The 25,818-nt window shown below is 57.4% G+C and carries 20 protein-coding genes; 16 read left to right on the top strand and 4 right to left on the bottom strand.

Features of this window, described 5'->3' with window-relative positions; all coding sequences use genetic code 11:
- The first annotated feature begins 738 nt into the window (after nt 1–738).
- From LB577_RS27480 to LB577_RS27460, 5 genes are all read left to right on the top strand, one after another.
- A complete protein-coding gene (locus LB577_RS27480) occupies nt 739–1,392 on the top strand; it encodes a hypothetical protein (RefSeq protein WP_224689710.1) in 654 nt (217 codons plus the stop codon).
- Nucleotides 1,393–1,517: 125 nt separating this feature from the next.
- Nucleotides 1,518–3,011: a glycoside hydrolase family protein gene (locus LB577_RS27475; protein WP_224689709.1), complete on the top strand. Its 1,494-nt coding sequence runs from the start codon at nt 1,518–1,520 to the stop codon at nt 3,009–3,011.
- A 327-nt stretch (nt 3,012–3,338) separates the two neighbouring features.
- Nucleotides 3,339–4,472, top strand: coding sequence for a hypothetical protein (locus tag LB577_RS27470; protein ID WP_224689708.1), 1,134 nt, complete (start codon nt 3,339–3,341; stop codon nt 4,470–4,472).
- Between the two features lie 63 nt (nt 4,473–4,535).
- Nucleotides 4,536–5,456, top strand: coding sequence for an SGNH/GDSL hydrolase family protein (locus LB577_RS27465; RefSeq protein ID WP_224689707.1), 921 nt, complete (start codon nt 4,536–4,538; stop codon nt 5,454–5,456).
- Nucleotides 5,457–5,495: 39 nt separating this feature from the next.
- The gene (locus LB577_RS27460) at nt 5,496–6,566 is read left to right on the top strand and encodes a metallophosphoesterase family protein (RefSeq protein ID WP_224689706.1); all 1,071 of its coding nucleotides are present in this window, start codon (nt 5,496–5,498) and stop codon (nt 6,564–6,566) included.
- Between the two features lie 884 nt (nt 6,567–7,450).
- Here the strand turns inward: LB577_RS27460 and LB577_RS27455 are convergent.
- On the bottom strand, nt 7,451–7,924 hold the full coding sequence (locus tag LB577_RS27455; protein WP_318013562.1) for a hypothetical protein: 474 nt from the start codon (nt 7,922–7,924) through the stop codon (nt 7,451–7,453).
- A 63-nt stretch (nt 7,925–7,987) separates the two neighbouring features.
- Here LB577_RS27455 and LB577_RS27450 point away from each other — a divergent pair, with 63 nt between their 5' ends.
- The 4 genes from LB577_RS27450 (at nt 7,988) to LB577_RS27435 (ending at nt 13,723) form a co-directional block, all read left to right on the top strand.
- Nucleotides 7,988–8,584, top strand: coding sequence for a DUF3363 domain-containing protein (locus LB577_RS27450; protein WP_318013561.1), 597 nt, complete (start codon nt 7,988–7,990; stop codon nt 8,582–8,584).
- A gap of 1,017 nt (nt 8,585–9,601) precedes the next feature.
- Nucleotides 9,602–11,998: a hypothetical protein gene (locus LB577_RS27445; RefSeq protein WP_224689703.1), complete on the top strand. Its 2,397-nt coding sequence runs from the start codon at nt 9,602–9,604 to the stop codon at nt 11,996–11,998.
- Nucleotides 11,979–12,449: a hypothetical protein gene (locus LB577_RS27440; RefSeq protein ID WP_224689702.1), complete on the top strand. Its 471-nt coding sequence runs from the start codon at nt 11,979–11,981 to the stop codon at nt 12,447–12,449. Before LB577_RS27445 ends, LB577_RS27440 begins: the two co-directional genes overlap by 20 nt.
- Complete coding sequence (locus LB577_RS27435) at nt 12,446–13,723, top strand: hypothetical protein (RefSeq protein WP_224689701.1); 1,278 nt, start codon at nt 12,446–12,448, stop codon at nt 13,721–13,723. The genes LB577_RS27440 and LB577_RS27435 overlap by 4 nt, the downstream gene beginning before the upstream one ends.
- 394 nt (nt 13,724–14,117) lie before the next feature.
- Here LB577_RS27435 and LB577_RS27430 read toward each other — a convergent pair whose 3' ends face one another.
- Nucleotides 14,118–15,623 carry a tyrosinase family protein gene (locus LB577_RS27430; protein ID WP_224689700.1) on the bottom strand — a complete coding sequence of 502 codons (1,506 nt, stop codon included), beginning with the start codon at nt 15,621–15,623 and terminating at the stop codon, nt 14,118–14,120.
- Nucleotides 15,624–15,666: 43 nt separating this feature from the next.
- Nucleotides 15,667–15,966 (bottom strand): hypothetical protein, encoded by a 300-nt coding sequence (locus tag LB577_RS27425; protein WP_224689699.1) that lies wholly within the window; start codon nt 15,964–15,966, stop codon nt 15,667–15,669.
- Nucleotides 15,967–16,543: 577 nt separating this feature from the next.
- Here LB577_RS27425 and LB577_RS27420 point away from each other — a divergent pair.
- Complete coding sequence (locus LB577_RS27420) at nt 16,544–17,353, top strand: hypothetical protein (protein ID WP_224689698.1); 810 nt, start codon at nt 16,544–16,546, stop codon at nt 17,351–17,353.
- A gap of 163 nt (nt 17,354–17,516) precedes the next feature.
- The gene (locus tag LB577_RS27415) at nt 17,517–18,944 is read left to right on the top strand and encodes a sialidase family protein (RefSeq protein WP_224689697.1); all 1,428 of its coding nucleotides are present in this window, start codon (nt 17,517–17,519) and stop codon (nt 18,942–18,944) included.
- A gap of 40 nt (nt 18,945–18,984) precedes the next feature.
- Here LB577_RS27415 and LB577_RS27410 read toward each other — a convergent pair whose 3' ends face one another.
- Complete coding sequence (locus tag LB577_RS27410) at nt 18,985–19,431, bottom strand: hypothetical protein (RefSeq protein WP_224689696.1); 447 nt, start codon at nt 19,429–19,431, stop codon at nt 18,985–18,987.
- A gap of 207 nt (nt 19,432–19,638) precedes the next feature.
- On the opposite strand from LB577_RS27410, the gene LB577_RS27405 reads away from it, so the two are divergent.
- The 5 genes from LB577_RS27405 (at nt 19,639) to LB577_RS27385 (ending at nt 25,572) form a co-directional block, all read left to right on the top strand.
- On the top strand, nt 19,639–20,991 hold the full coding sequence (locus LB577_RS27405) for an RWP-RK domain-containing protein (RefSeq protein ID WP_224689695.1): 1,353 nt from the start codon (nt 19,639–19,641) through the stop codon (nt 20,989–20,991).
- A gap of 116 nt (nt 20,992–21,107) precedes the next feature.
- Nucleotides 21,108–21,950: a DUF3883 domain-containing protein gene (locus LB577_RS27400; RefSeq protein WP_224689694.1), complete on the top strand. Its 843-nt coding sequence runs from the start codon at nt 21,108–21,110 to the stop codon at nt 21,948–21,950.
- A 490-nt stretch (nt 21,951–22,440) separates the two neighbouring features.
- The gene (locus LB577_RS27395) at nt 22,441–23,154 is read left to right on the top strand and encodes a hypothetical protein (protein ID WP_224689693.1); all 714 of its coding nucleotides are present in this window, start codon (nt 22,441–22,443) and stop codon (nt 23,152–23,154) included.
- An 18-nt stretch (nt 23,155–23,172) separates the two neighbouring features.
- A complete protein-coding gene (locus LB577_RS27390; RefSeq protein WP_224689692.1) occupies nt 23,173–23,622 on the top strand; it encodes a hypothetical protein in 450 nt (149 codons plus the stop codon).
- Nucleotides 23,623–23,688: 66 nt separating this feature from the next.
- Nucleotides 23,689–25,572 (top strand): competence protein CoiA family protein, encoded by a 1,884-nt coding sequence (locus LB577_RS27385; RefSeq protein WP_224689691.1) that lies wholly within the window; start codon nt 23,689–23,691, stop codon nt 25,570–25,572.
- Nucleotides 25,573–25,818 lie beyond the last annotated feature (246 nt).

The raw sequence follows: 25,818 nt of genomic DNA, 5'->3' as shown, positions 1-25,818 counted from the left end.
TGGTAGCGGGAGACCGCTGCATCGTAAAACCCACTATTGAAGAAGCGCTTTTTCGCTATCGGCGGCGATCAGTCGGGAGTGGTCACCTCTTCGAGGATCAATAAGTAAGGTAACGAGCGTCCTGGCAGCTTCTGATGAAAAGCCGGAGCCTCAGCCGGATCCAAACAGCCAGTCTTTCAACACAAATCGCCCTAACCCGACCCTTCCACACTGCGCTTCGCCGCCAACGAGATGGTGTCGTCTTTTCGCCGCTGTCACCAATGCTTGCATTGCTTTGGAGCGCAATCAAATCGGCAGCAGAGCGGCGCGCAACAGGGCATCAGGTCGATCGAGGCACTCACTGCGGCGACGCTCAGGATCGCATCATAGGCAACGATCCCCCACATCGAGATATCCGCGTCGCTGTTCTCGGTCGCGACGAAGCTCCTCTCCGGCCTCGCAGCAAAGTGGCTTTGCGCATGCCGGAGTTCGCTCTCCGCCTCGTCAAAGATCGATAAGATGCTTCAAGTCAATATCCCACAGCGTATTTAAGGTGTATTGAATACTCCGCTTGCAATCCTCCGTTTTCCGTCCTATTGTGCTGAAAAAGGGGACTTTGTGCGTGCTGATTGTTATTGGATCAGCAGTGCGCATGTAAAATCCAACTAGATTCGCATGACAACTGTGCGAGAGCAGTTGCGCGCTTCGTTGCGTGGCTCTGTAGAGCATTTCTTTGCGGTGTATTGTTAAGTGGTGAGCGTGACGGTCATGCGACTGGGTCAGTTTCGCTATCTCGGCATTGGATTTATTTTGTCTTTAAGCCTTTCTGGCTGCGTCGGCGCGCAAAATGTGCAAAGCGCGGAAGTCAAGGTATTCGGGTCCCCTGCCATCGATCCAAGGAGTTACGCAGGCAACGTCGAGTATGCGAAACGCCTGGCCGACGAGTATATGCGGCTGTCGGATCGAGCATCTTCGGCGCAAGATGCCGCCGCACTGGGCCTCATCGCGAGTGCAGGCGTGGCAGCTGGCGGATTACTGTATGGGGGAAGCACTGATTTGATCAAGGGCGCCGGGCTCGCTGCAGGGTCACTTGGAGCGACAACAACGTATTTCAGTCCCGGCAAGGCAAGTTCTGATCTATTGGACGCAGCAGAGCAGCTGCTATGTATAAGCAAGGTAAGCGACCCTCCGCCTTACGATCAGGTCACGGGCAGCGAGATCATAAGGCAAGGAGTTATGACGGTACGCTTAAATCTTCGAAAGAAACTTAACCATACCCTGCCAGACTACAAGCAGCTTGTAGAGACTTTGAAGACATCGATTTCTGAACAATCAGCGGCTATGCACATTACCAACCAGAAAGCTGTCACTCTTGAAGATCTTAAGGTTGATGTTAACAAGTGCGTGCTTTGACGAAGTATAGAAATTGAGAGTGTGATTGAAATTGATTAGACCGATGTATTTTGAAATAAAAACGATTGTGTTGTTTTGTGTTTATCGATTGTAACTGGGCTACGCTTTGCGCGGGAGCGAATCAGATGGCAATAACTGCAGCAGGAAGAAGCCTAATCAAGTATTTCGAGGGCCTTAGGCTCGATGCCTATGTCGATCCAGTGGGTGTATGGACGATTGGGTGGGGTCATACGGGTAACGTCACTCCCGGCATGACGATAACCCTCGCTCAAGCTGAAGAGTACCTGACGGCCGATCTAGCAGAATGCGAAGCTGACGTCGCAAACTTGATCGGCGCCCCGATAAACGACGACCAAGTGTCAGCACTCGTCTCATTCGTGTTCAACCTTGGCGCTGGCCGATTAAGCTCCTCCACGCTTCGCAAAAAGATCAATGCAAGGGATTACGACGGCGCGGCGGAGGAGTTTCCGCGCTGGGTATATGGGACTGTCAACGGAAAGAAAACGAAGCTTCCAGGATTGGTCCGCCGACGTGCCGCGGAGAAGGAGCTGTTCCTCAATGGAGACTTCGTCGCACCAAGAGGTCGATCGGATATCTCGGTCTGGTCGGCGTTCGACGACGAGTTGCGCGACATCAAAGGCGCCAGGATGGAGAGCAACGGAGCGCTCTCTGAATTCCTGGACGATGGAGGAGCACCTCTCTCCACGCTGGGCATCGACCGGGCCCTCGTCATCGATATTCAAACCGCCCTTGCCCGTCTTGGACTTCTCGACCCGCCGGCTGACGGCGCATTTGGACCTGTGACGACCTGGGCGCTGGAGGAGTTCTGCAAAATTAAGAACCTGAGCCTGAAGCAGGGGTTCACCCAAGAGATTGCCAACATACTGCTTTCGTCATCCGACATCTTCGCACCGATTTCCCGGAGCGGTACGTGGATCGACAGCGTCGTTGCCTACATGCTGGCGCAGGGTTACTGGATCGCCAGGCATCCTGAACAGAAAAACATCGTCTATGTGGAAGGCGCGAATACGGATGGTACGCTGAACAACGACGCTCCAAACATGTTCAACGATGTGCGTATCGTGTTTTCACTCTCAAACGACGGCGTCCCCCACTACCAGGCGTGGGAAGGTACTACGGAGCCAGGAACATACTGGACGATCCATCCCATGAATAAGAAGGGCGCTGCTCGCATCGCCTTCAACCAGTACAAATCTTGGTCGGTTGGCTACCATCACCCTACCAAGCCCAGCAAGCACGAAGCCCTTATCCAGGTCGCCTCGGTTGACGTCTTTCGCGACCTCAACCAGGACTACGAGCGAACGGGGGACAAGATCGACTCCGGGCTGTTTGCGATCAACCAGCACTGGGGATATGACATGCCAAAGAACGACCTCGGGAACTCCAGCGCGGGTTGTCTCGTCGGCCGTTCCAAAGCCGGACACCGGGATTTCATGGACCTGATCAAGCAGGATCCGCGGTACGGTGCCAGTTCCGCCTACAAGTTCATGACCGCCATTCTCCCAGGCGACCAGCTCGGCTTGCCCGCGCCTAAACGGGTGGCGCGTCGGGCAGCACCGAGAGTTGCTGCTGCAGGGGGTGGGGAAGCGGAAGAGTGAAATTCGTACGAGCCCGCCGAGGGGTAACGGCGGGCTTCAACGTCCGGCCCTCATGCCTCAAGGTCCTGGAAAGGCGCTGTCACAAGTGCATGCATAAGCCATCCGACTCTACTCAGGATCCATGCGCGCATTGCAGAGATCGGCGCCATCAGTAAAGGCCCAAACCCGTGCAGGCATTGGCGTGGGGCTTCGTAGCACTTATGCCAACCGATGCATCGTCGGAAACCGCGATCTGCCAATTGACCGATACCGAGACGCACTCGGACAGGATTCAGTAATGAACACTACGGGTTCAGAGTCAATTTCTCAATCTGGGGGCGAGTGCAGATGGGCGAAACTTTTTTCGGAGATTGTAACCTTATCCAGACGATTACCGCAGGCAGTTCACCGTCGGCTTGTCTAAGGAAGCTGCTGGTAGCATTGTGCGTGGCACTTTGCGCAAATGCTGCGTATGCTTCAAGCTCAACTTGTCCTGCTCTGACGCCCAACGGACATCGTCTACCGGCTCCTCCGGCGATGGAAGGGGTAGATGCAGCCCCAGATTTCTCGAGTCTCCCCGCTGAAGGCGTACCTGTCGAACTCGGTGATCAGGCGCGTGCGGTCGTCGCGATCTACGAGACCGGGAAGAGCGATGGATATGGAAACATCAGCGCCTTAGACATTTTGTCCGTCGGCATCAGCCAGTGGAACATCGGGATAGGCTCATTTTACGACGAGCTTCTCTCAGGAGTTCCTGTTTCGGCGTTCGACCTGGCCAACAGCAATTTGCGCGACGATCTACTAGCGATGAGAAACTTCCCCGCTCAGCGGGCCAGCATTGTCCATCGTTGGCAGAAACGCGCTTCGAACGACCCGTTGGTCGCTGGAATTCGCCGCTCAGTCTATCGAAGTCTTTCCGCGTGGCTTAGTAGTCCTCCAGTTGTAGAGACACAGAGGCGCTTGACCGAGAGAGACCTCAATTGGGCGTGGAAGAGATCCTTGGCATGGAGGAAGGCTGAGAAATCAAGCGCTCCGGTGAGCGCCGCGCTGTTGGCAACATTCTACGATCTGAAAGTATACAATGGCGGAGACCTCTCAGGTTTATGGTACGCGAACGTCGCTGAGTTTCGACAGACTCACGCGGATGCCACCGCTATCCTGTCTGAAGTGGCTAACTGGCTGGCTGTATGCGAAGGCATCTATCATCCGGAAAAAGCTGAGAAACATCGCAGGCTCTATTCAATAAAAGATCTGTCTCAGAGCGTTTCCTTCTGGCAGGCGCTCGCGCGAGACGAGCCGGCCCGATTTACGAACGATGTGAACAATCTCTTAGTATTCGGCTACCTGCGCGCGCAGCGCTCCGTCGGCAGCAACGGGACTGACGGATTTCCGGGAATCTATCAAGCCGACGTACTCCTTCGCAGAGGAACGGAGGCCGTGGGAGAAGGTTTTCGAGGGGAAAAGATTACTCTGTTCAACTAGGATTATGTTGTATGGTCATCTTCCCGTTGGGACTTGATCAGCAATATTCGACGGGGGAAATCGATGGCGAAAAGACAGAATATTTCCAAGGCAATAGCGGTTGGAAAGGCCCTCGCTGCAGCGACGCTCAAACGCCGCGCGAAGGCGGTTGGGAAACGACAGCGTGTGCTGGCAAAAGCAAAATTGAAAGTCGAGCCAACGGCAATGCCCATGCTGGCCAAGGCCCCGGTGACGCATGCCAGCATGGGTGTGCTGATCGCCGAGGGGGATTCGTGGTTTGATTATCCGTTTCACGATGTCCTAAGCGACCTTGAGGATAACTACGGGTTCGATGTGGAGTCGGCAGCCCACCGCGGCGACACAGTCGAGGATATGGCTTATTCGGGCGGACAACTCGACGATTTCTCGCGGCGGGTCGAAAAGGTTCTTCGTACGGGCGTCGAACCACGAGCGATCCTTCTGTCAGGAGGTGGCAATGACGTGGCGGGTGACGAGTTTGCTGTTCTGCTAAACCACGCGACATCAAGCATCGCCGGGCTCAATGAATCGATCGTTGCCGGCGTTATCGATCAGCGCATACGGGAGGCCTACATCACTATCCTGAGCGCAGTCACCGAAATCTGCAAAGGGCACCTTGGTCATCCGGTTCCTATCGTGATCCACGGTTATGACTATCCGGTACCTGACGGCCGGGGCTTCTGGGGCGGGGGTCTGTTTCCAGGTCCTTGGCTCGAGCCTGGCTTCCGCCGCAAAGGTTACATCGAGATGAGCAAGCGAAAGCAGATCTGTGTCAAGCTTATTGACCGTTTCAATGCGATGCTCGCGGCCCTCGCCGGCAAGCCTCCCTTCGAACACGTTAGATTTCTGAACTTGCGGAACACGCTTTTGACAGACGCAACTTACAAGACTTGGTGGGAAAATGAGTTGCACCCAACGCCAAAGGGTTTCGACGCAGTTGCGAAGAAATTTGCCGCCATTATTTGACAGTTCGCCGAAGGCGGTTGGTCAGGTGGGAGAATCACTTTGACACGACGTGTCGTAGCTTTGATGGTCAGCACCATGCTGAGCGCCCTTTCGGTCATTTCGCCGACGCGGTCGCAGGAGCCGGAGAAGATCGGTATGCTGCTTGCCGCCGGTGATATTTCGTGGTGTCCCGGCGAGGGCTGGACACGCGCCAAGGCGACGGGCGACATCATCCGCGACGTAATCAAGCAGGCGAAAGTCCCAGTCCGTGTCTTGGCTCTGGGGGATCTCGCCTACAGGCATGGGGAGAAAAGTCAGCTTGAGTGTTTCACTAAGAACTGGGCTGGCTTTGACGATGTCCTCCTGCCAATTCCAGGCAACCACGAGTATGACACTAAGGATGCGGCGCCGTTCTTCAGTCATTTCAAGGACAACCAGTTCGTGCACCAGAACGACGATCCGGAGCCCAATGAAGGACACAAAGGCGAGAACCCCCGCTGGGATAAGAAGGGCTATTTTTCACTCGACTTTCCAAGACAAGACGGGCCTTGGCTGATTGTAGGCCTGAACGACAACTTTCAGGAACCGGCCTATAAGCAAGACATGGCCGCCCAAATGAAGTGGATGGACAAAAGGCTCGACTCCTCTGCGCTGGGCGGCAAGACCTGCATCCTCGCATTCTGGCATGCGCCACTGTTCAGTTCTGGGCAGCACGGCCACGAGGGCTATAGTCATCCGAAAGCCGAAGCGCCACTCAGCCATGAACGGCCGATGCAAGCGATCTTCCGCGCCCTCTATGAACATGGTGCGTCCGTCGTGCTTTCCGGACACGACCATGACTACGAGCAGTTCGCCCCGCACGACGCCGATGGCAAGCCTGCAGCCGACGGCATTAGGTCGTTCGTCGTCGGCACTGGTGGCTCCAGACTTACCAAGGACTTCTACAAAAAACCGTTCGCCGCCACATCGGAAGGCGGCCCGTTCGGTAACGTGAAAGGAAACCAGGGTGTCCTGAAGATCGATTTATATGAAGATTACTACACCTGGGAATTCTTGCAGATTGCAAGCAACGGCCCGAAAAAAGACATTCCGGCCCTCCCCACAAGGCAGAACTGCAACAAGCCGAGATAACCTTTCGCCTGGGGCCCACGTCCTAAGAGCCCGAGTCGCAGGTCGATTCCCGACTGCAAGGCCACAACGTTGCCGCGCCAAGCGCGTTTTCAAGCGCGGAGGGTGGCCTGGCTGTCCCATCACGGAGTGCTCGATACTCCTGGCTAAATTAGAAACCTTTAGGCTTGCCAGTGGATATTCTTTCTCACGCGAAGATCGGCTGTGGGGTATGGACGTCGCATCATTGATCAATCGGGCCGCGGCGGACTGGACCTCACCGACCTTTAGGTCATAGGCCAAGCGAGCCCCCGAATCATCCGCGATGGTGCCGAGGCCGATGACTCCGTCGATACGGCCTTGGTACAGCGGGCCGAGCGCAAAGGCCACGTGGCTATGAGCCCTGAGCGGCCGAGATTGACCAGCGAGCGCCAATCGCATCGGCTTTGCGCTAAGCTCGTCCCCGCAACCAGTTTCGTCATAATACCCTTACCATCCCGGTCTAACCGGGGCGGTTTTTGCGTTTCAGGACTGGGGGTGTGCCCGCTATCCCCCAAATCCGACATCCAGCGCCAAGGTGTTGTACGTCCCTTATGAGACGGCCAGCGGATGGTCTGTTGAGGGAAGTAAATCCGAGGTCGCTTAGGCCTCCGGCATGCCCCCGTGCTTGCCCCTTCGGGGGCCGTTTTCTTAGAAACGAGAGTTGCGGAACTTCGCCACCTCACCACTGACTAGGGGCGCGTTCGCCGGCGCAAAATTGAAGGCCTCGTAGAGAGGCGTTAGGAGCTGAAGCAGAACCTCGTCGATGTTGTCTTCGAGAACCGAGGCTTGCGTCTTCCCCTGCATCCGCACCGAGTCGACCACGCATTCGCGTTCGTAGCTCAGGTACCGAGATGAAAAGATACTTTTCATCCTCCGGCCTTTGAGCCCGGTATATTCGATGCGGTATGCGACTTCTGGATCTTTTCCGAACAGCCGGCAAATCGTGCCACATAGAGCAGGGTCTCGCCGATGCGCCAGATGGGCATGGTTAGTTCAAAGGCGGTACCAGGTACGGCCTTCTCCGTGTAGTCCTCATCATGAGAGCGGATTTCGTACATGCAGCCAGCTCGGTTCACTCGCCAGAAGTCAGAATGTCTGCCGTCTCTTCCTTGCTCATCAGGATGACCAATCCATGCTTCGATTGCATCGCCGGCGGGCGTCGGGCCAATAGGCGCGCGATCGAGGTAGACGAACGGTCCCCAACCAGTAAGTTTGACCTCGCCAGCTTTGTACAGCCTATCGCGCAGTTCCTTAAGGTTCGCGGTAGGCTCCACGCCGACTAGCTCGAAAGACTGCTCGTAGAAGCCTCTCTTGAAGCGAGCTGGGTCATCCTTCGGCAACGGTTCGATGCGGCTCTGCCAGAGCTCGCGAGACTCATCGGTGAAGCCAAGTAGGCGGTCGATTTGCTCTTGAGCTGCTTGGGTAATCGGCTGCCCCTGCACAATCTGCCGGATGGCATCGAGCAGGTTGTCGCGGTTAGCGCGAACGCACCTGTCAAGCAGGGCTCGCCATTCCTCTGCCGTGAACGGCTCTTCACTCTTCGGCCCGGGCTTGCGGATATCCGGGCGCCGAAGGACCTGCTTAGTCGTCTCGAGCAGGCCGAAGTCGCCCGCGTCGGCCGTATGATGGCGGCCGAGCGCGGGCTGAGCTTCAGTCAGGCTAAACCCGGTGAATATGTCAGTGGTCGGCTTGCCGGTGCCGCTAAGCTCGCCTCCGGACGGTTCGCCATGATTGATGACGGTGTTGGCTTTCAGCTCGTGCCTTGGCAGCCGGCGCTCGACAAGCGCATCGGCCAGCACATCGGCGGGCTCGTCCGCGAAACCGGTGGGATCGAATGGAGCTTTGGCAGAAACGGGGGCTCGGGTTGTGAGGAGCGACAGGCCTATTTCGGGCTGACCGATTGTCGGGAACGCGCCATGGGCGGCCATGGGAATATGTCATTGGACGACAGAAGTGGGCCGTTTGCAGACAGGCGGCTTTTGTGTTCCTATCTGAGCTAGCTGACCTTCAACCGCCGAAAACCGGGTCCTGAATTGATCGAAGCAGATTAGGTTGTCCGGCCAGCTTACCAGGACGGAATCTCGCAGCCAGTCGTGTGTACAGGTTTCCTAAAGCTCGAGAGCGGTCCTGAAGATCGAGAAATCTTCATCTGTGATAGCGACCACGTGCTGCGCCTCGGGGTAGGCGCCGGTCTTGACGTTCGAGATGAACTCGCGATAGGCGGCGACACGCTCCCGCTGCAGCCGTTCATATTCCTCGGCGAAGTTCCGCTAGGTTTTGGCGTTGCGCGGTCTTGAGCCGGGCCGTGACATCCATATAGTCACCCTGACAATACGCGTCTGGCGCGCTTACTGCCGCCGAAGATCGGTGTTCACTCCGTCGACATGGCAGACGTCGGGCACAAGCTTATCGAGGTTTTGGAGAGCCGGATCGCCAATCCGCTCGAGCCGGTCGCGAGGGTCTTGCTGCAAGTCAGATTCGACCCGGCCGAATAAGTCCGCTTGATGACTGGCTAGCTATATGAGCATTACTGGCTGCGCCTCATGAGCGCGAAAGCGTCGGATGCCCCCATCATCCCGGAGCCAGGACGTTCACGGGATATCTCGCCGGACAATGAGATCAGAAAATCTGGCAGTGCATCTGATACACCACCGAAAATCTCGTTGACTTTACGATCTAATAATAAAACTCTCTGGTAGGGGGAACAAAGAATGTCGACGCAAGAGCGACACGACCGCATAGTCGCGAGAGTCGAAAGAGGGTTCATCGGAAGGGTGGCAGCTCTACGGCGAGCTTATAATATGCAACCTCCCTCAGTCTCCCCTAATGAAGGGGGCTACAAGCGGGAAGAGACCTACGTTCTCAACCTCGAATCAATTTCTCGTAGGTATCAACCGTCAAACATGTCCTCACAAGAGTACATGGCCGATATAGATAAACTATTGCCAAGTGAGTTTAGAGACGCGATCATAACATATTTCTACTCGGGATTGAGCGCTGGCGCCTCGGAAGCGTTGATGAACGCAGCCTTCCTTAGCGACACGCAGCTGAGCGTCATCGCGCAGACGCTTGTTTTCTGGGACAAGATGACCGACTCCTCGGTTTCCGATGTTGTGATATCCGGCCACGGAATGATTATCGAAACGCTTCAAGAGATCCTCCGCGATCAAAAATCTTTCTCAGACCCGATCCTTCAGGTGGCGTTCGGATCCACAAGCCACGACAAATACTCTGGCGACTTCCTAGCCTCGATATCCGAGTTCAAGTCCGCCCTTGCCACCTGCAAGGAGTCGTATGTTCATCTTTTAGGTCCGGACATATTCGAAATTTTGCGTAAAGCCCTGGAGCCGGAATTTGTACTGTCGCCTTTAGTTCTCGAACAATCGAGAGCAGTGGCGAAGAAGTGGGATATCGGCGCGCTTTTTCAGCAATGTTTGGAATTGCGTAAGAGTCGCAACCATCCAAATGATCGCAGCCTCATGCTGTCAGACCTCCTTCAAGACGCGTCGCTGCCGGTGTTCTCAGGGTCAATTCAAAAACTGAAGGCAATTCAAGCCAGCTGCGACGACATAGACAGCCGAGCGCTGACGGAGTGCGTGCTTGAGGCATACAATTTCGACGCCGAGGTCGTTGCGTGGATCGATTGGGATACAGTGTATGAATGTGTCGCTATTTCTGAGCGCTCAATCAGTTTGAAGGATGCGGCACTGCATCTTCTAATGGGGCAGCGACAGGTTCAAGAATGCTTTCCCTTAATAGCTTTGGCCGAGGGCGACGGAGCGTTTGCCAGTTCCCTGAGGGCGACAGTCCGCGAACGGCGCATAAAGGATTTGCGCTCGCTGACGGAGACGGTAGGGGAACTCTCTGGACGAAGTCGCGATCTTGTAGCTGGAGCCATCCTGCAGCATGATAACTCGCTCGAATTGACTGGGTTGATAGGTTACGACCCACCATGGGCCAAGCGGCTGATCCAGGCTAAGGCCTTGTCGTTCGACGCACGGGCAACAGCATTCCGGCACGACGCAGCCGATGCCTTTCTGGGAGCTAACATTATTACGAACGATCTCGCTCTCGAGATCAAAGCCGACGCAATCACGTCCCTCCGAGTCGCCTATCTTCGCGGCCGGCAGCAGAACGGTTTGGTGCATCTCAGGCTTGCCAAAATTACGCAGGATGTGGAACTGCTGTTAAGCGAGCCGACAACGCTCGTAAGGAGCATTATCTCCACATCCAATTTGGTGGACACGCGGACCTATAAGGCAAAGGTTATTACCACCCTGTCAAAAATGGTTGCGGATCACGTGTTGCTGCTTGGTCCTGACGCGCTGAAAACAACCATGAGTGACTCCCTCCGACATGGCCAGTTGCGAAATCGCTTTATGCAGGCGTTTGACGAGGCGTTGATGAGTACCAGTTTGTCGGTCACCGACACCCATCCATTCTACACCGAGATCGCTTCGCCATCGCATCCGCAGCATTGGATGCTGCTAGTGCGGCAGAAACTGCGCGATGCAATTCGAGATTTCAACGAGCGGCATCTCTCGGTTGACGAGAAGTCAGTCCTCTACGCCAGCATCCTCCAAGTAACCGCGTCTTTCTTAGAGTCGGTGCTGTTCACACCTGAGGAAAGATCGATTGACGTATGGCAGTCAGATGTGGAACGGGCATGCACGGAATTTCTGAGCAGCGCCCAAAAGGAGTTTGCGAAGGATTTTGCCAAACTTAGCGAAGGCCTGCGTCTAGAACGGGATGAAGCCTTCGTCAGATCCCTACAGAGCCAGAATCGCCGAATCAATGCGACGGCGTTCTACGAGGCACTGGTGCAGAATGTAAGCGTTGCGACTCAGGAATGCAGTGGCTGGATCGCAATTGCACGGGACGAAAACCTGGACATTAGCTTCCAAGACCTCGTGCAGCTATGTCTGGTAACGCATAGTCCAGGCAGCAGTGGGAAGTTTCAGGTGAAGGCGGTAGTATCGGAATATCGCCGTGAGGGTGTTGTGCAGCTCCGTAAAGAGCGTCTTCTGGCGGCAAGTCTATTTGAGCCTCTAGAAACAATTTGTAAAAACTTAATAAGTAATTGCTTCGAGCATAGCGGGCTAGGGCGGAATGTTAACATTGATCTTGAGCTAACTCTCGGAAAAAATCGCATTACAATTCACGCAAGAAATACCATCAGTGTCGCACGTCATCGGGCGTTGTCACAAAAACTTGGCGAGATGCAAGTCACCGCAAACGCCCCTTCGCTCCGTCGTGCCGGCGAGGACAAGTCATCTGGATTGGCGAAGATCGCCTGGGCATGCAATCGTTTTTTTGGGTCCATGCCCAACTTCAAGATTTCCCTTGGTCGAAGTCCATTTACTTTTAACGTTAGAGTCGATGTGAGAACCAAGAATGCCATCAGCGGTAGATAAGTCGGTCCTCCTCATCGAGGATTCTCGGGCTAAAGCACGGGCGATACGTGAGTGCGTGAAGGCGGCTTTCCCGACGGCCGAGATCGTGGAAACAGACACCATTGCTATAGCTGGCCAGCTTTTGGACCGCAGAGTGTACAGTGGAATTGTGTTGGATCTGGCATTCAACAAGTCTCAGCAGACTGTCGATCTTGGGGATCGGCCTTATCTGGCTGGGATTGAAATTTTGCAACAGCTCAATGAGATGCGATTGCCGTATCCGGTGATCGTCGCGACGCAACACTCGTCGTTTCAAAATACGCGATATGGCTCATTCGAAAGTGCCGCGAATCTAGCGACCATGCTGGGCACAGTCTTTCGGCGGAATTTCCGAGCGCTCGTCGAGGTCGATCTGGGTGACACCAAGTGGCGAGAAAATTTGCAGGACCTGATGCTGGAGCATTTTCGATGAAGCAGACCGTTAGAGTGCTATTGGTCGAAGATTTGCAGGCCAAGCGAGATGAGGTGATCGGGCGTCTCAAAGCCTACTGCAAAACTATCGACATAGCGTTCAAAGAGGCGGCGAACTACGAGGACGCTCGGGCGCTTCTGAAAACAGACACTTTCGACATCGTTATATTGGATCTGATGATACCTGCGGGTGACGACGACCCGTCTGAGAAATGGTCTAGAAAGCTTTTGAACGATATCGTCGAGGGGGTGTTGTGTTACCCAATGCACGTGTTTGGTCTCACCCAGCATGCGGAGCTTCTTCCGGAAGCCGAGCAGTATTATACGCGAAATATGTTCGGGTTGTTCCTCTTCGACTGGGATAATGACGCTTGGGCGAAGGGTATTAGTGATAAGATCGTCTACCTGGCTCGAGCCGTGGAAAACGGCTCGTCCTATCGGTTGAATTCGTACGACTTCGACGTTGCAATACTAACTGCGCGTTACGACAGCGAATTTGTGCCCGTGCGTGACTTTCTTTTTGGGGCTCGTGGCTCCGATAGACATCCGCTATGGCCCAGGGAGAACGGGGCTCATTTCGGCAGGCTAAAGGTCGGCAATGACAGGTTCACGCGTTGCGGCCTCATCTGTGTTGGTGAGACGGGTTTGGCACCTGCCGCGGTGGTCTCCACTCAAATGATTCAGACTCTCCGGCCCCGGTTGCTGGTGATGTTGGGAATGTGTGCCGGCTTTGCCTCTAAGGGGATGCGGTTGCTGGATATCATAGTCGCTCGCGAGACGGCCTGCTGGCAGGAAGGAAAGAGCACTGACATTGATGAGACTGAGAAGTTCGACACTAGGCAGAAGATCAGAGGCTGGTCTGGCGAAACGGGTGAGAAGATCGAGCGAGTACTGGAGGTGAGGGCAAAAGAGCTTGCTGCCGAACTTCAGACTCAGAAGGAAACGCTGGCCTATGAAAAGCTCAAGCAAAGGCACTCCGCCAACTTATCGACCAATCTGTCAATCCGCGCAGGGCTTCTGGTCTCCGGGTCTTCCGTTGTCGCCAGCACCAAGACTCAGGACGAGGTCATACGGCGCCACCCATCTGCACTCGGTCTTGAGATGGAGGCTTTCTCAGTTTACACAGCTGGGCACACAGCTATGGGCCTGAAGCCAGAGTTTTTGGTTATCAAAGGTGTCGCTGATCTCGCTGACGGCAACAAAGCTGATGATGCTCAAGCATTGGCGAGCGAGTTGTCAGCTCGCCTCTTCTCAAGCCTACTTTCTACGATTTGACCGCTAGTAATTCCGGATTGGCTGGTGACGAAAGAGAATGAGGCCAAGCGTTCCGGGTGAATGACTGATTCGCGCTTTTGGAGTTTTCAGAGGTAGTGTCTAACGGGTATAACTGGCAATACGTATTGAAGAAGCCGACGGCCCTTTCCGGCTGCTGGAACGGCTGAACCAACCCATTCAGCAGAATGCGGTCTAAACGACGATAATGCCAATAGATGCTGTCCCTTTGGTGCTCGCAGAACGAGTTCATGACCGCCCCCGCCTGCTATACCAGCAGCGGGATAGTAGCGGCTATCCTCGGTCCTTAACCATGGCTTCCCCTTGATATCCAGTGATCTTCGTCGGCCCCCTCGTCACGCTCGGGCGCATGGGATATCAAGGGCGAAGCCCTTGGCTAGTTGGTCTGCAACGGCAGGTGCACGGAGATCGTCGGATCACCCATCAGCTTTGCTGGGAAGTGGCTCCCAACAAAACTTTTGTTGACCGGCTCGACAACGGCGTGGAGCTTGCCGCCCGCGATCGTGGCCAGCGGCAGGTTGAAGTCGAAATGCGCGAATGCGTTGTTCACGCAGGTCTCGCATTTGTCTGGCTCGGCCGGCTGGAACATGAACTTGCTCGCCACCTGCTTTCCGTCCTTGACGAGATGGACCGCGAAGCTGCCCGGTATCTTCAGACGGTTGATGCCGCGGACGGTGACGGTGGCGCGCTGGGGATCGATCGAGCCTCTGCGGCTGATCCCCAGTTCGCGCGAGGTCTTGAGCGCGAAGGACATTGGCCGAGCTCCGGCGGCCGGCGGCCCATAGTCGATGCCGAGCGAGTTCACGGAGTCTATGACCTTGACGGTGTTGAGCGCGATCGCCTGCGTCGTGAACGGCGGCAGCGCCTGGAGCACGGAGACCGTGAAGATCTGATAGCTCGCCGCATCGGTCTGCTTGTTGATGGTCGACAGCAGGCCGTTGAGGTCGGTGGCGCCGAGGCTCTTCTGCCATTCCCACCAGAGACGGTCCCAGTTCGCATGGAAGAACCAGAAAACGGGATCGAAGGCCGCCACCGACTGGTCCGCCACGGTCGGTCCGATCGAGCCGTGGCCACCGTCATGCGCGGCGATGATCGTGTCATAGGGCGCACCGGACCAGAAGCCGTGGAAATCCTCCCAGTCGGTCTTGGTCAGGGCATTGTTGACGTCGTTGGTGACCCCGTACATGACCAGATTGCTCTGGATGGTCGCATAGTCGAAGCGCTGCGTAACGTAGCCTTTGTTGAATCCGCCGCCAACGTCCTTCGGCAGGGTGTATTTGTCGAACGGCGGCGACTTGAGGACGTCCGGGAACGGCGTAGTGATGTCCCAATAGGGCAGCGTGACATCCTCGCAACCGGGAACGGAGCGCATCGCGTTCTCGAAGCTGACCAGATAGGCTCTGTGCCACGGATTATAGGCGGGAACGTGGTGCTGACAGTACAGTGGCGGCGGAAGCCAGTGGTAGCCCGCCTGCACGAAGTAGCTGTTTTGATCGGAGGGATCCTTGGCGATTATCCCCTCGAAGGCCCGCTTCACTTTGTCGAGCTCGGCCGCGCTCAGGCTGTTCACGTCTTTCCTGATCCGCGACGCCGCGCTTGCCGCCAGCGCCGCCGCCGGTTTCGTCATTGACGGGATCCCTTTGGGATAGCCGTCAGTCATCCAGTTTAAGAAGGTCTCGATCATGTCGGTCGACCAGGGACTGCCGGGAGGCATGATCTGAGCCGAGACCTGGCCGTAGATCGCGCCTGCACTTGCCTGAACCTGTTCGTAGCTCGTGAGATCCAGCCCTTGCGGGGACATATGCGCGATGTCCGTCGACGTGAACATGTCACGGATGGTGTCGTACCAGGTCGGGTGCGCCACCGGGTAGGTCGTCGTCATCAAAGCCTCCTCTATCTGTCTTTCTTTTGGCTATCCTAGGTCATTACTCTTCGAGCATGAGGTACACGCTCAGCGAGGGCTGCCCTATCCGTTCGGACAGGGAAGGCTGTCCAGGTGGGATCGGATTGAGCGGCACGATCTCGACGCCCAACTTGCCGTCTCTCACGACATCGATAGGCAATCCAAAATCAAAATGGGCGAGCTGATCCGCGCCGCCGGACGAGGCGGGAACCGAGGGCTGGACGAAGAAGCGCGAAGCGATCCGCTGGCCGTTCTTGAGCAGGTGAACCTCGAATGAGCCGGGGATGCTCGAAGTGTCGACACCCTCGACGACGACATTCACTTCGTTGCTGTTGACCCTGACCGTCGCGGAGATCGGGACGGACCGGCGGACCTTCCCCGTATCGTTCATAGCGGCGAGGCCCGGAGATCGAACCGCTCGATCCGGATGTCGCGCGCACTGGGCGACGATCGACGCACCAGCTGCTCCTTGTTCCCAGATTTTACGCTCTTAGATTGTATCTAATCTCGCTTCGATCTCCAAGGCAATAGCGTCTCGCAAAGCAAAGACGGAACTGGCGCCGATCAACCGGGACTGTCCTAGTAGATATCATCTTTTCAACGTCCGCTTGCGCAGTCCCCCACACGTGCTAATCTTGACGCGTCAAGTTGGAGTGAACGCCATGGATTGGATCGAGAAGCTTATCGGGTCAAGTCCTGACGGAGGCGACGGATCGGCGGAGACCGCGATTATTCTCATATTACTCGCAGCGTCTATTGTCTGGCGGATCCCGTCGCTTCGCACGCAATTGAAATCTCTTTTTGTCGCATGGAAGCCGAAATAGTTGCTTCCAGATAACGGCCGCCGCTGCGCGACCATGCGAACTTGTGTTCTTGTCTGACTCAGCAGGAGAGGGTGCATGGCTCCGGTGACGAAGGAATCCGCGGCTTTCGCGTTTCGCGGAACCGTGAAGCAAAAAGCAGCCGCAAATCTGAAAGGCATCACCGACACCAGCCGGACTGCGGTGGTGACGGTCGATGAAATCGTGCGGTCCCCTCCGGCATTGGCGGGTTTTGCCGGCCATGACGTGACGGTCCAGCTTGCAGCCAACGAACAGGTTAGGAAGGGAGAGAGGGGCGTCTTCTACGCAACCGGCTTTGTCTTCGGGGAGACCCTTGCGGTGCAATCGGTCGGCCATGACACCGTTACGGCTGCTGGGCCGATGGTCGCGGCCAGCCTGAGGGCTGCGGACGGAGATCCGACGCGCGCCTTTCGGCAGACGAAGGCGCGGGAGCGCGCTGAGCAGGCTCCGGTGGTCGTTACCGGCAAGGTCGTCGCCGTCGGGCTGGCTGATTCCGAACCGACCCCGGTTACCGCAGCCGCGGTCACGTCGCGGCGCGTGAGCGAGCACGAGCCGTTCTGGCGGGAGGCCGTCGTCGAGGTCCAGGCCGTCCACAAAGGGGTAGTACCCTCGCAGCAGGTCGTGGTCCGTTTCCCCGGCAGCAGCGATGTCCGTTGGCACCTATCGCCGAAATTTCAGGCCGGCCAGGAAGGCGTGTTCTCCCTCCATACCGATCAGGTCAGCCTACGCCCCCAGTTGGGCCTGGCCGCAGCGACCATGGCGGCAACTGCCACTGCCTTCACGGCACTGAGCAGCGCCGACTTCCAGCCGGCCGACCACGAGGCGGAGGTTGCCGCGGTGCTTTCAGCGGCCGCTGCAACTGGCTGAACAACAGAGGATTTCTGGAATAGGGGAGTCAGCGATGGCTACACGGAAGAACGCCAGGGCCGAGGCAAGAGCCACGACCAAACCCAAGACAAAAGCCACGACCAAGGCCAAGGCGGCCAAGAAGGGGTCCGCCCGCAAGAGGGCGGTGCCGGGCGCGGGGGCAGTGGCGGCCGGCGCTGCCGGCGTTCTCCTGGTCAATGTCATTCCGAAATCGCTGAGTTCGGAGACGAACCAGGACAGCGAACCGATGATCGCGGTCAATCCTGCCAACACCAATCAGATCGTCGCCACAGCTTTCACGCCGGATCCCCTTGAGAGCGGATCGGCGCCGTATTTCTTCTCAAGCGATGGCGGCAACACGTGGACGCTGAATACGGTCGTGCCAGGCGGCGACATGACGGGCGATATCACGGTGGCTTTCAGCGGCACCGGCCCCGCTCTATACGCGGGTATCCTGCGACAGGACAGTCCCGACCAGTCGACGCGCATGGCGATCTTGCGCACCGCCGATTTCAGCGCAACGATACCGATGGACGTGCTCGACGACCGTCAGCAACCCGACCAGCCCTTTGCCCAGGCGGCAACGGTAGCCAACGGCTCGGCGGCCGGGAAGCAACGCGTCTATATCGGGAGCAATGACTTCGCCGGGGGCGGGAGGACGGCCACACTCGACTTCATGCTTGATGCGGCGGCCGCCCAACCTGGGTTTAAGAAAGTCCGGCTTGAACGCCGCTCCACGGGGACGGCGGGACAGGACGGCCCTCAGGTTCGCACCTCGATCCATGAGGACGGCACCGTGTATGCGACGTTCTACGGGTGGAGGTCGCAAACGGGCGACTTCGGCGCCAACACGCTCATGGTGAACGCCGACGTGGTCGTGGTCAGGGACGATGAGTGGGGAGATAGTCCCGCTCCCTTCGAGGATCTCAAGGACGCCGCCGATGGCGTCGTCGGGCAGCGCATCGTCAGGAATGTGACGATCTCGTTCAACCGAAACGGCCTGACGGCCAACGGTCAGCAGCGCATGGGCGGGACGCTGTCGATCGCGGTGGATCCGCGCAGTGGCGAGAGCGGCACCGTCTATATCGCCTGGGGCACGGACGAGGCCGCTACCGGTTTCACAATTCACGTCAGGAAGTCCACCAACCGTGGCGTTTCCTGGTCGGCCAGCGACATCTTGACGGTGCCGCGCGCGACCAATGCCGCGCTCGCGGTGAACTCCGATGGCGTCGTCGGCCTTCTGTATCAGCAGTTGACCGGAACTGGTCCCACTCGGCGATGGGAAACGCATCTACGTCGAAGCGCCAATGGCGGAAATACCTGGTCGGACCTCACGCTCGCAACCACTCCGGCGGCCACCCCAGTCAAGACCTTCGACCCGTATCTCGGCGACTACGACCATATGCTCGCCGTCAGCCGCGATTTCTATGGCATCTTCTCCGCGAGCAACGTGCCCGACATGGCGCATTTCCCCAACGGCGTGACGTTCCAGCGGAACGCGGATTTCAACACGCGCCGGCTGCTCGACGTCAACGGTCAGAATTCGGTCCCGCCCTCGATCGATCCATTCTTTTTCAAGGTGAGCGGGTGAGCGGGCACCCGCGGCGTCCGCAGCGGGGATGGCGGTGCGATCAGTCGTCGGTCGAGGAGCGTTTGACGACCGCGCGCACGCGCGCGGCGTCGCTTACCGGTAGCACGTCATCTTTCCGCGGCAGACTGAATGTGCTGATCGCAGATCCGGCGGCCTTGGCCTCGGCCTTCGGCGCGAGCACGTCCGGCTGCAGGATGAATACGCCGGACTTGCCGACTTCGAGTTTGGGATAGCGAAACCACATCACGTCGGTGGAGGTCGGGAAGCGTACAACGACCTGTTTTCCCGGCGGCTTCCCCTTGATCTCCTCGTCAACGTCGATGACGGCTTCGGCGATGGCGGGATCGTGCTCGGTTATCCGGACAGGGCCGGTTTTCTTTCCGGCGGCGGCTTTGCCCGACGGACGCACTTCGCGCACGTGCCCGACCACCACGACCGACGCGGACCGAATACGTGCAAGCAAGTCAGAATCGGCATCACCCGGCATGTTCGACAGCTTTCAGAAGCGTCCGACGCGGCTTCTCCAAGAGTGAGAAGAGGATAACACCTCGCGGACGGGGAGGGAATCCGCTTCTGTCGAAACAACAGATATGTGATGGGTTGTGAATAGCACCTTCGCCCCTGAGCGAGGCCATTGCATTTTGAGAACGATCCCAATGAAACACTTATGGGAGGACCGGCAAGAGGCACATGCATGAAACGACGAGAATTCTCCCGCGAGGAACTCTTCGCGTTAGTCTGGGAAAGGCCGACAAGCGAGGTCGCAAAGGAACTCGGTATTTCCGATGTGGCACTCGCCAAGCTTTGCAGGCGCCTGCAGGTCCCCAAACCACCTCGAGGCTATTGGGCCAAAATCCAGTCAGGACGAGGTCCTCGGCGCCCACCATTGGGTGCCTTCCGCGAGGAGATCGATCGGCGCCGGCGCGAAACCGCACGCATCGAAGCAGCCGGAACTCTCTCCAGTCTTCAACAGCAATTCTACAGCGCCGCGGTAGCTGACCTGAAGGCGCAAGGTGTCGACGCTGAGGTTACCGGAAACAGACTCGTGAAACTCGATCCGAACCTCGCGGCGCAACTTTTGCTGCTGATCCAGAACCGCGCTCACGAGTGGGTAAAGCAGGGAAAGATCGATGCCCGCTGGAGCCACTCACTGCAGGGAAGCGCTGCGAGTCTAGTCGGAAAGCTGCTTCCATTCGCTCAACCCCAGCTTCTCATGTTCGAGAGCGAGCATAGAAACCGGTGGTCGAGCGGGAACGGTCCCGCCGTTCTTGTCCGCCTGACCGTTCCCTTACAAGAGCGGATTGCCTCTCTGGTGCGCATGGTTCGCGAACACCAGCTCCACTATGTGGTGATGCCGCTGACGTCGGCTGACCATTCCTGGTCTGCCCGCTACATCCACACTCCGGATTCGCGCATGTTTCTAGACAGCACCCTCTGCATCTCAGCCTCGGAAATTTGGGTACAAAGCACGCGACGTGCCTGGCGCGAAGAAGAGCCCCCTGAGTGCATCGGCACCGCAAGGTTGGCGCTGCGTGAAATTATGCCAATCGACTACATGCCCACTCGTGAAGTACCTCTGCCTCCTTCCATCACTAGAGCGACTGTTGCGCCCTACCGCGATCGGCTCCGAGCACTAATAGACGCGGAGCAGGTATGCGAAATGCTGTCTGGAGCCGCGCGCGCGATGGAGCGAAACGTGCCGAACGATACCCTCGCGTTGGCCGACAGAATCTGGTTCGGCGCCGACCGCCCGTTTCGGTCGGCCCGAGATGCCTGGTCGCGGATCGAAGAGGAGCTGGAGCAATGGGAAACGGAGCTCGAGGTCGAGCGCTCGGCGGTGGCAAAATCAATCCTCGGGATCGAAATCGGTGATATCGTTACTGGGCAGGTTCAAGGTCGCAGCGTCCGCATCTCTGTAACGAGCACGGCCGTCTACTCTAGCGAGAAAGGTATCATCTTTGTGGTCGACGGAACTCGCTTCCGGAAGGATGGCACGCTCGGCAGGCAGCAGGACGCGATCAGGCTGTACTTTGCAAATGACGTGTAGATGGCCTTGCATCTTCAAGAAGGCAGCCCACCCGCTGTCGTGCACTGGTCGTGCTGCGGCAGCTGCTGTTATGATTGAAGCTCAGATACTTCTTCGTAGTTGAAGCTACGTCTCCAATGCCTCTTGACTGGTCTGACGAACAGAATGACGCAATCGTCGCGGGCTATTTCGTGATGCTGGGTCACGACGTCACTGGGCAGCCTTACAGTAAGGTCGGGCATAATCGCCTTCTCCAGGCGGCGATCGGCCGCCCGCGCGGTTCGATAGAGTACAAGCACCAGAATATTAGCGCGGTCCTCAAGGGACTCGGTGAAACCTGGATCCCCGGCTACAAGCCGGCCTATAATTTTCAGGCGTCGCTCGTCGACGCCGTGGTGAGATGGCTCGATCGTCACCCGGAGTGGCTTGCGCCCGCCGACCGCATCGAAATGCACCGCTTGCAGTCGGCCTTGCGGCAGGAGACGATGCTGTGGATCGGACCGCCGCCGTCGCGCAGCAATGCTCCGCCACCGGACGAGACCGAGCAGATGGCCGCTATCGCCCGCAAGTACGATGTCGCCCAGCGTGACGCTCAGAACCGGGCGCTCGGCCGCGCAGGAGAGGAGCGCATCCTCGCCCATGAGCGCGCTAGCCTGCTTGCTGCGGGACGCACTGACCTTGCCAATCACATCCGCTGGGTGTCACACGTCGACGGCGATGGGGCGGGCTATGACATTCGGAGCTTCGGCGTAGATGGCAGCGATCGTCTGATTGAGGTCAAGACGACAAATGGCTGGGAGCGCACACCGTTCCACATTACGCGAAACGAACTGGCGGCCTCCGATGGTCATCGCGACGACTGGCTACTGATGAGACTGTGGAACTTCGCTCGGGAGCCCCGGGCATTCGAACTGCGGCCACCGCTTGAAGCCCATGTGACTTTGATGGCGAGCACCTACCGAGCGAGCTTCCCGCCGTGACCGGGAGCAGCCACTCGATCGTTGGGCGGATCGCGCAGCACTTTCCCAGGGGGTGCGCGGTCATTCGGATTCCCTTCAGGGATTTTGACGCCGTTGAAAGAAGTGCCGTGAGTTCCGCAGCAGGCAGGCGAGTTGCCGAGATCCGTGAACGCCACATGGCCCGCTCTGGCGAATTCTTTGGCGGCGCCGAGCGCCCGGCTATCATTTGTCCGCAGCTTGGATGAAGCCGCTTTTGCCTTCGGGCTGTTGGCTCAGGACACCTTCCGGCATCAGCTGGTGCTCGATTTGATTGCGGTTTGAACCGCTCGCCCATAGGCAGCATTGCCAGTTGCTTCTGCCGAGCACACCGTGGGACGAGGAATGGACCACGGCGTTGCGCCGAGTCTCGATAGGCTGATCCGTGGCGCGAGACTAGTAGCGAATCAGGAGCAAGCGCGAGGCTTCAGTGAACAACTTTGCTATCCTCGCGCGAGCTCCGCTGAGAGGTCCAATGTCACGCTTGATTGTATCGTCGCCGAAGACGCTGATTAAAACAATTGCGGCCTGTGTCGAGAATGCCGAGCGTCTGCTTGCTGACGCTGACATGTTCGAGTTCGAGAAGCTGAAATCGACACGGCTCTACCTGATCCTGATCGCACAGGAAGAGCTTGCGAAAGCCTTCATGCTCATTCTGGTAACGATCGGCATCTTTCCGCTTTCGCGGCCGATCCTAAGGGCGATGAACGACCACTCATGCAAGCAGTTGGTCGGCATGCTCATGGACTACATGATCATGCATTGGGAAGACATCGAAGACGCCCGGCGAATGATCGCAGAGGACTTCGACATGGGCGATGATCATTTCCCGATCGACATTGCCAGCGCACTCGAATTGCTACGATATGAGAAAGTCGCTCGATGGGAAACCGGAATGGGCGGCTACGCGGATGGAGACCTTAACTACAGCCAGGCGGCTCGCAAGGTGGCATCTGGCAAGCATGATCGACGGAAACAGGATGCGCTATACGTCCGCGTCAATCCTGACGGGTCGATCGGTTGCACGCCCCACATAATTATGGATGCTGAGGTCAAGGACGAAGCCGAGCGCGCCAGTCGGTATTGCTACTTCGTCAAAGAGTCGATGGCTGGCAAAGCGTCAGGCATGCGGTATGAAAAGACCGTCGCGGCGCTAAGAATGCTCTTCGGCCATCGCCCACCGATCTAGACACGGCTGAATACCCAGATGGCAACACGCGACGAACTCTATGCGAAATTCGGGAAAGCAGCGGAAGCGGCGCAGCTATTCGAGACCGAGCTTGGTTCGCTGCTCCTATGCGCCCGTGGCCTTGAACGCGGTTGGCACCATGAGGTTGACCCCGATGATGCGCGAAAGGTCCTTGACCACATTGACCGCAGCACACTGGGCCAGTTGTTAGGCACATTGAAGAATTGTGTCAGCCTTGACTATGGTTTGGTGGATCGCTTCGCGTGTGCGCTCAAAGCTCGAAACAGGCTGGTCCATCGGTTCTATGAAACCCATGGCTTCAAAATTCAGACCGATGAAGGCCGCGATGCGATGGTGGCTGATCTTGAAGTTTTACATAGCGAACTTTTCAACGCATGGCAGGCCGCTAGCAAAATTACCGCTGTGGCGACAGCATTCCTTTTGGAGGCGAAGCGAGAACAGGAATAGGCTCGGCGTTCGTCAGGCGGCATTGCCGAGCATCCCGGCTCTTCAACGGAGCAAACCGGAGGCGAGGTGGACGACCACAAAAATGCGAGAATATCATTCGGCACCGATCGTGCGCAGCTTGTTTACGGGCTGAGGCCGGACGGCACCTTGGCGCATATCAGCGAGGTTCAGCGCGGCATTGCTTGCGGCTGCGATTGCCCTGCCTGTGGCGGTCGGTTGGTGGCTCGCAAGGGTGATGAGAACGTGCCGCACTTCGGGCACCACGGTGGCGACGCGTGCGGGGGCGGTCCTGAAACCGTTCTACATCTCCTTGCCAAGGAGGTGTTTCGAGCCGACCCGTCGCTACTCCTGCCGAAACGCCTTGGGCTCAATAAGGGCAACGTCGTGACGAAGCCGGGTCAGCAGGTCACGACGCAATTCCTCCGAATCGAGTTCACTGACGCGAAGAAGGTTATCCCGGACCTGTATGTTCGGGCGCTAGGGTATGACCTCTTTGTTGAAGTCGCGGTCACCCACGCGAGCGACGAGACCAAGATTGAACGTCTCCGGGAACACGGCGTCATGGCCGTCGAGATTGACCTGTCAAAGTTGCCCCGAGACTCGACACGTGAGCAGATCGCGGATGCGGTGCTTCGATCCGCGCCACGGTGTTGGCTCTATCATCCCGATATCGACAAAGCGATGGTGAAGAGCCGCGCCGACGAAGAGACATGGCAGGCTGCACAGGAAAAGCGGTTCGCCGACTATCAGGCCAGGCATGAGAACCGGGTTTACGACCTTACGCGCGCATATGTCGACGCAGTGAGACAACTGGCCGGAAAGAAGATTGTCGTTCCGCGTGATGCTGAACTTCAAGCGGTCGGACTAGCCGAACACGTCGGCATCGAGGTCGCCGGCTATGCATGTTTCACCGTCCCACCTGCGGTATGGCAGGCCGCAATCTTGGGGGAGGTCTTTCACGACAAGTGCCTTGGTGGCGCAGTTGCCAAGGCAGTGCCGATTGCCAAGCATTTGGAAAAGAATGCGCTGATACGACCGCAATTTCAGCGTGTCACTACCGAAGTGGCGAACGGTGTCGCTGTCGCCGAACCTCACTTCGCGCCCGCCTGGAAGGCGATCGACAACTATCTGCAAAACCTGCTCGGAAAGGGCGTTCTCGTTCAGCAAGGCTACGGAGTGACGCTGGAGAGGTCCCTTGCGGACAAGTGGACCGCGCGCACGCTGGCAGAAACACAGAGAACCGCTGTCGTGCATGCGGCAGTGCAAGCAGTCGATTGGATATTAGCCGAGCTTCCGGCCGAAGAGCGAGGGGACATGACCGGCGAGTCGTGGCTGGATTCTATCCACGCGGAGTCGAGCATGACATATCGGGCCGCGATCGAGTCTGATATCGAAGCGCCGAAGATCGCTGCCGAAATACACGCCGTTGTCGCGATGTTTGGCAAGAGCGGCGCGATCCCACATACGGCGTTGGGTTTGCCTATTCGAGGCGCAATCGAGCGCTGCAAGGCTCAGAGAGCAAAGCAGGCCGAAGGCCTACGGCAGAAACAGATCCAGGAAGCCAACCGACTTAGGCAATCGCGTCGGGACCGGCTATGCGTTGACGCTGAAACGGAACTGAGCGGCCCTAACCTTGGGGCCTTTCTGGACGCGAAACGCGACGATCTGAGCGGAATGACGCCGTTGGAAGCCGCGGAGGATAGCGAGTCGGGATTGACCAAGGCTCGGGGCGTGCTGTCCGCCGAGGTCCAGCGCAAGCGATATCAGGAGAAAATCACTGCCGATGCCAAGCAGTCTTTGTCAGCGAAGCATGTCGATACTTTCCTGAACGGCCGGGATGACGACTTAGAGCGGACAACGCCGCTCTTGTACGTCCGAGATGACGCCACCTATCGGAAGGCGCTCGGGAAGCTAGCTGAATGGCAGAGGGGGTTCGGCGGACCGTTTTGATCATAGGAGCACCACCGTAAAAAATCATAGCCGGGAGGAGTCCCGGTCACTTTTCTGCGCTCATTTCACCTGTGGGCAGTGACCGGCGCTAGGATTGAGTAGTCCGTCCTCGTACACTGCCGTAAGGCGGCGTAAATCAGCGTCAGCGGCGTGACCTAAAGGCTGTGACCACAGTCTGTATGGCAGCGATTGGATCATGCTGGGGAAGGAAGCTGGCTACGACCACTACATCAAGAGCATCAATGC

It is taken from the genome of Mesorhizobium sp. B283B1A, from assembly GCF_020165735.1.
GTDB lineage: Bacteria > Pseudomonadota > Alphaproteobacteria > Rhizobiales > Rhizobiaceae > Mesorhizobium > Mesorhizobium opportunistum.
Note: the sequence above shows the minus strand (reverse complement) of the source record. Positions and strands in the feature narration are given on the sequence as shown.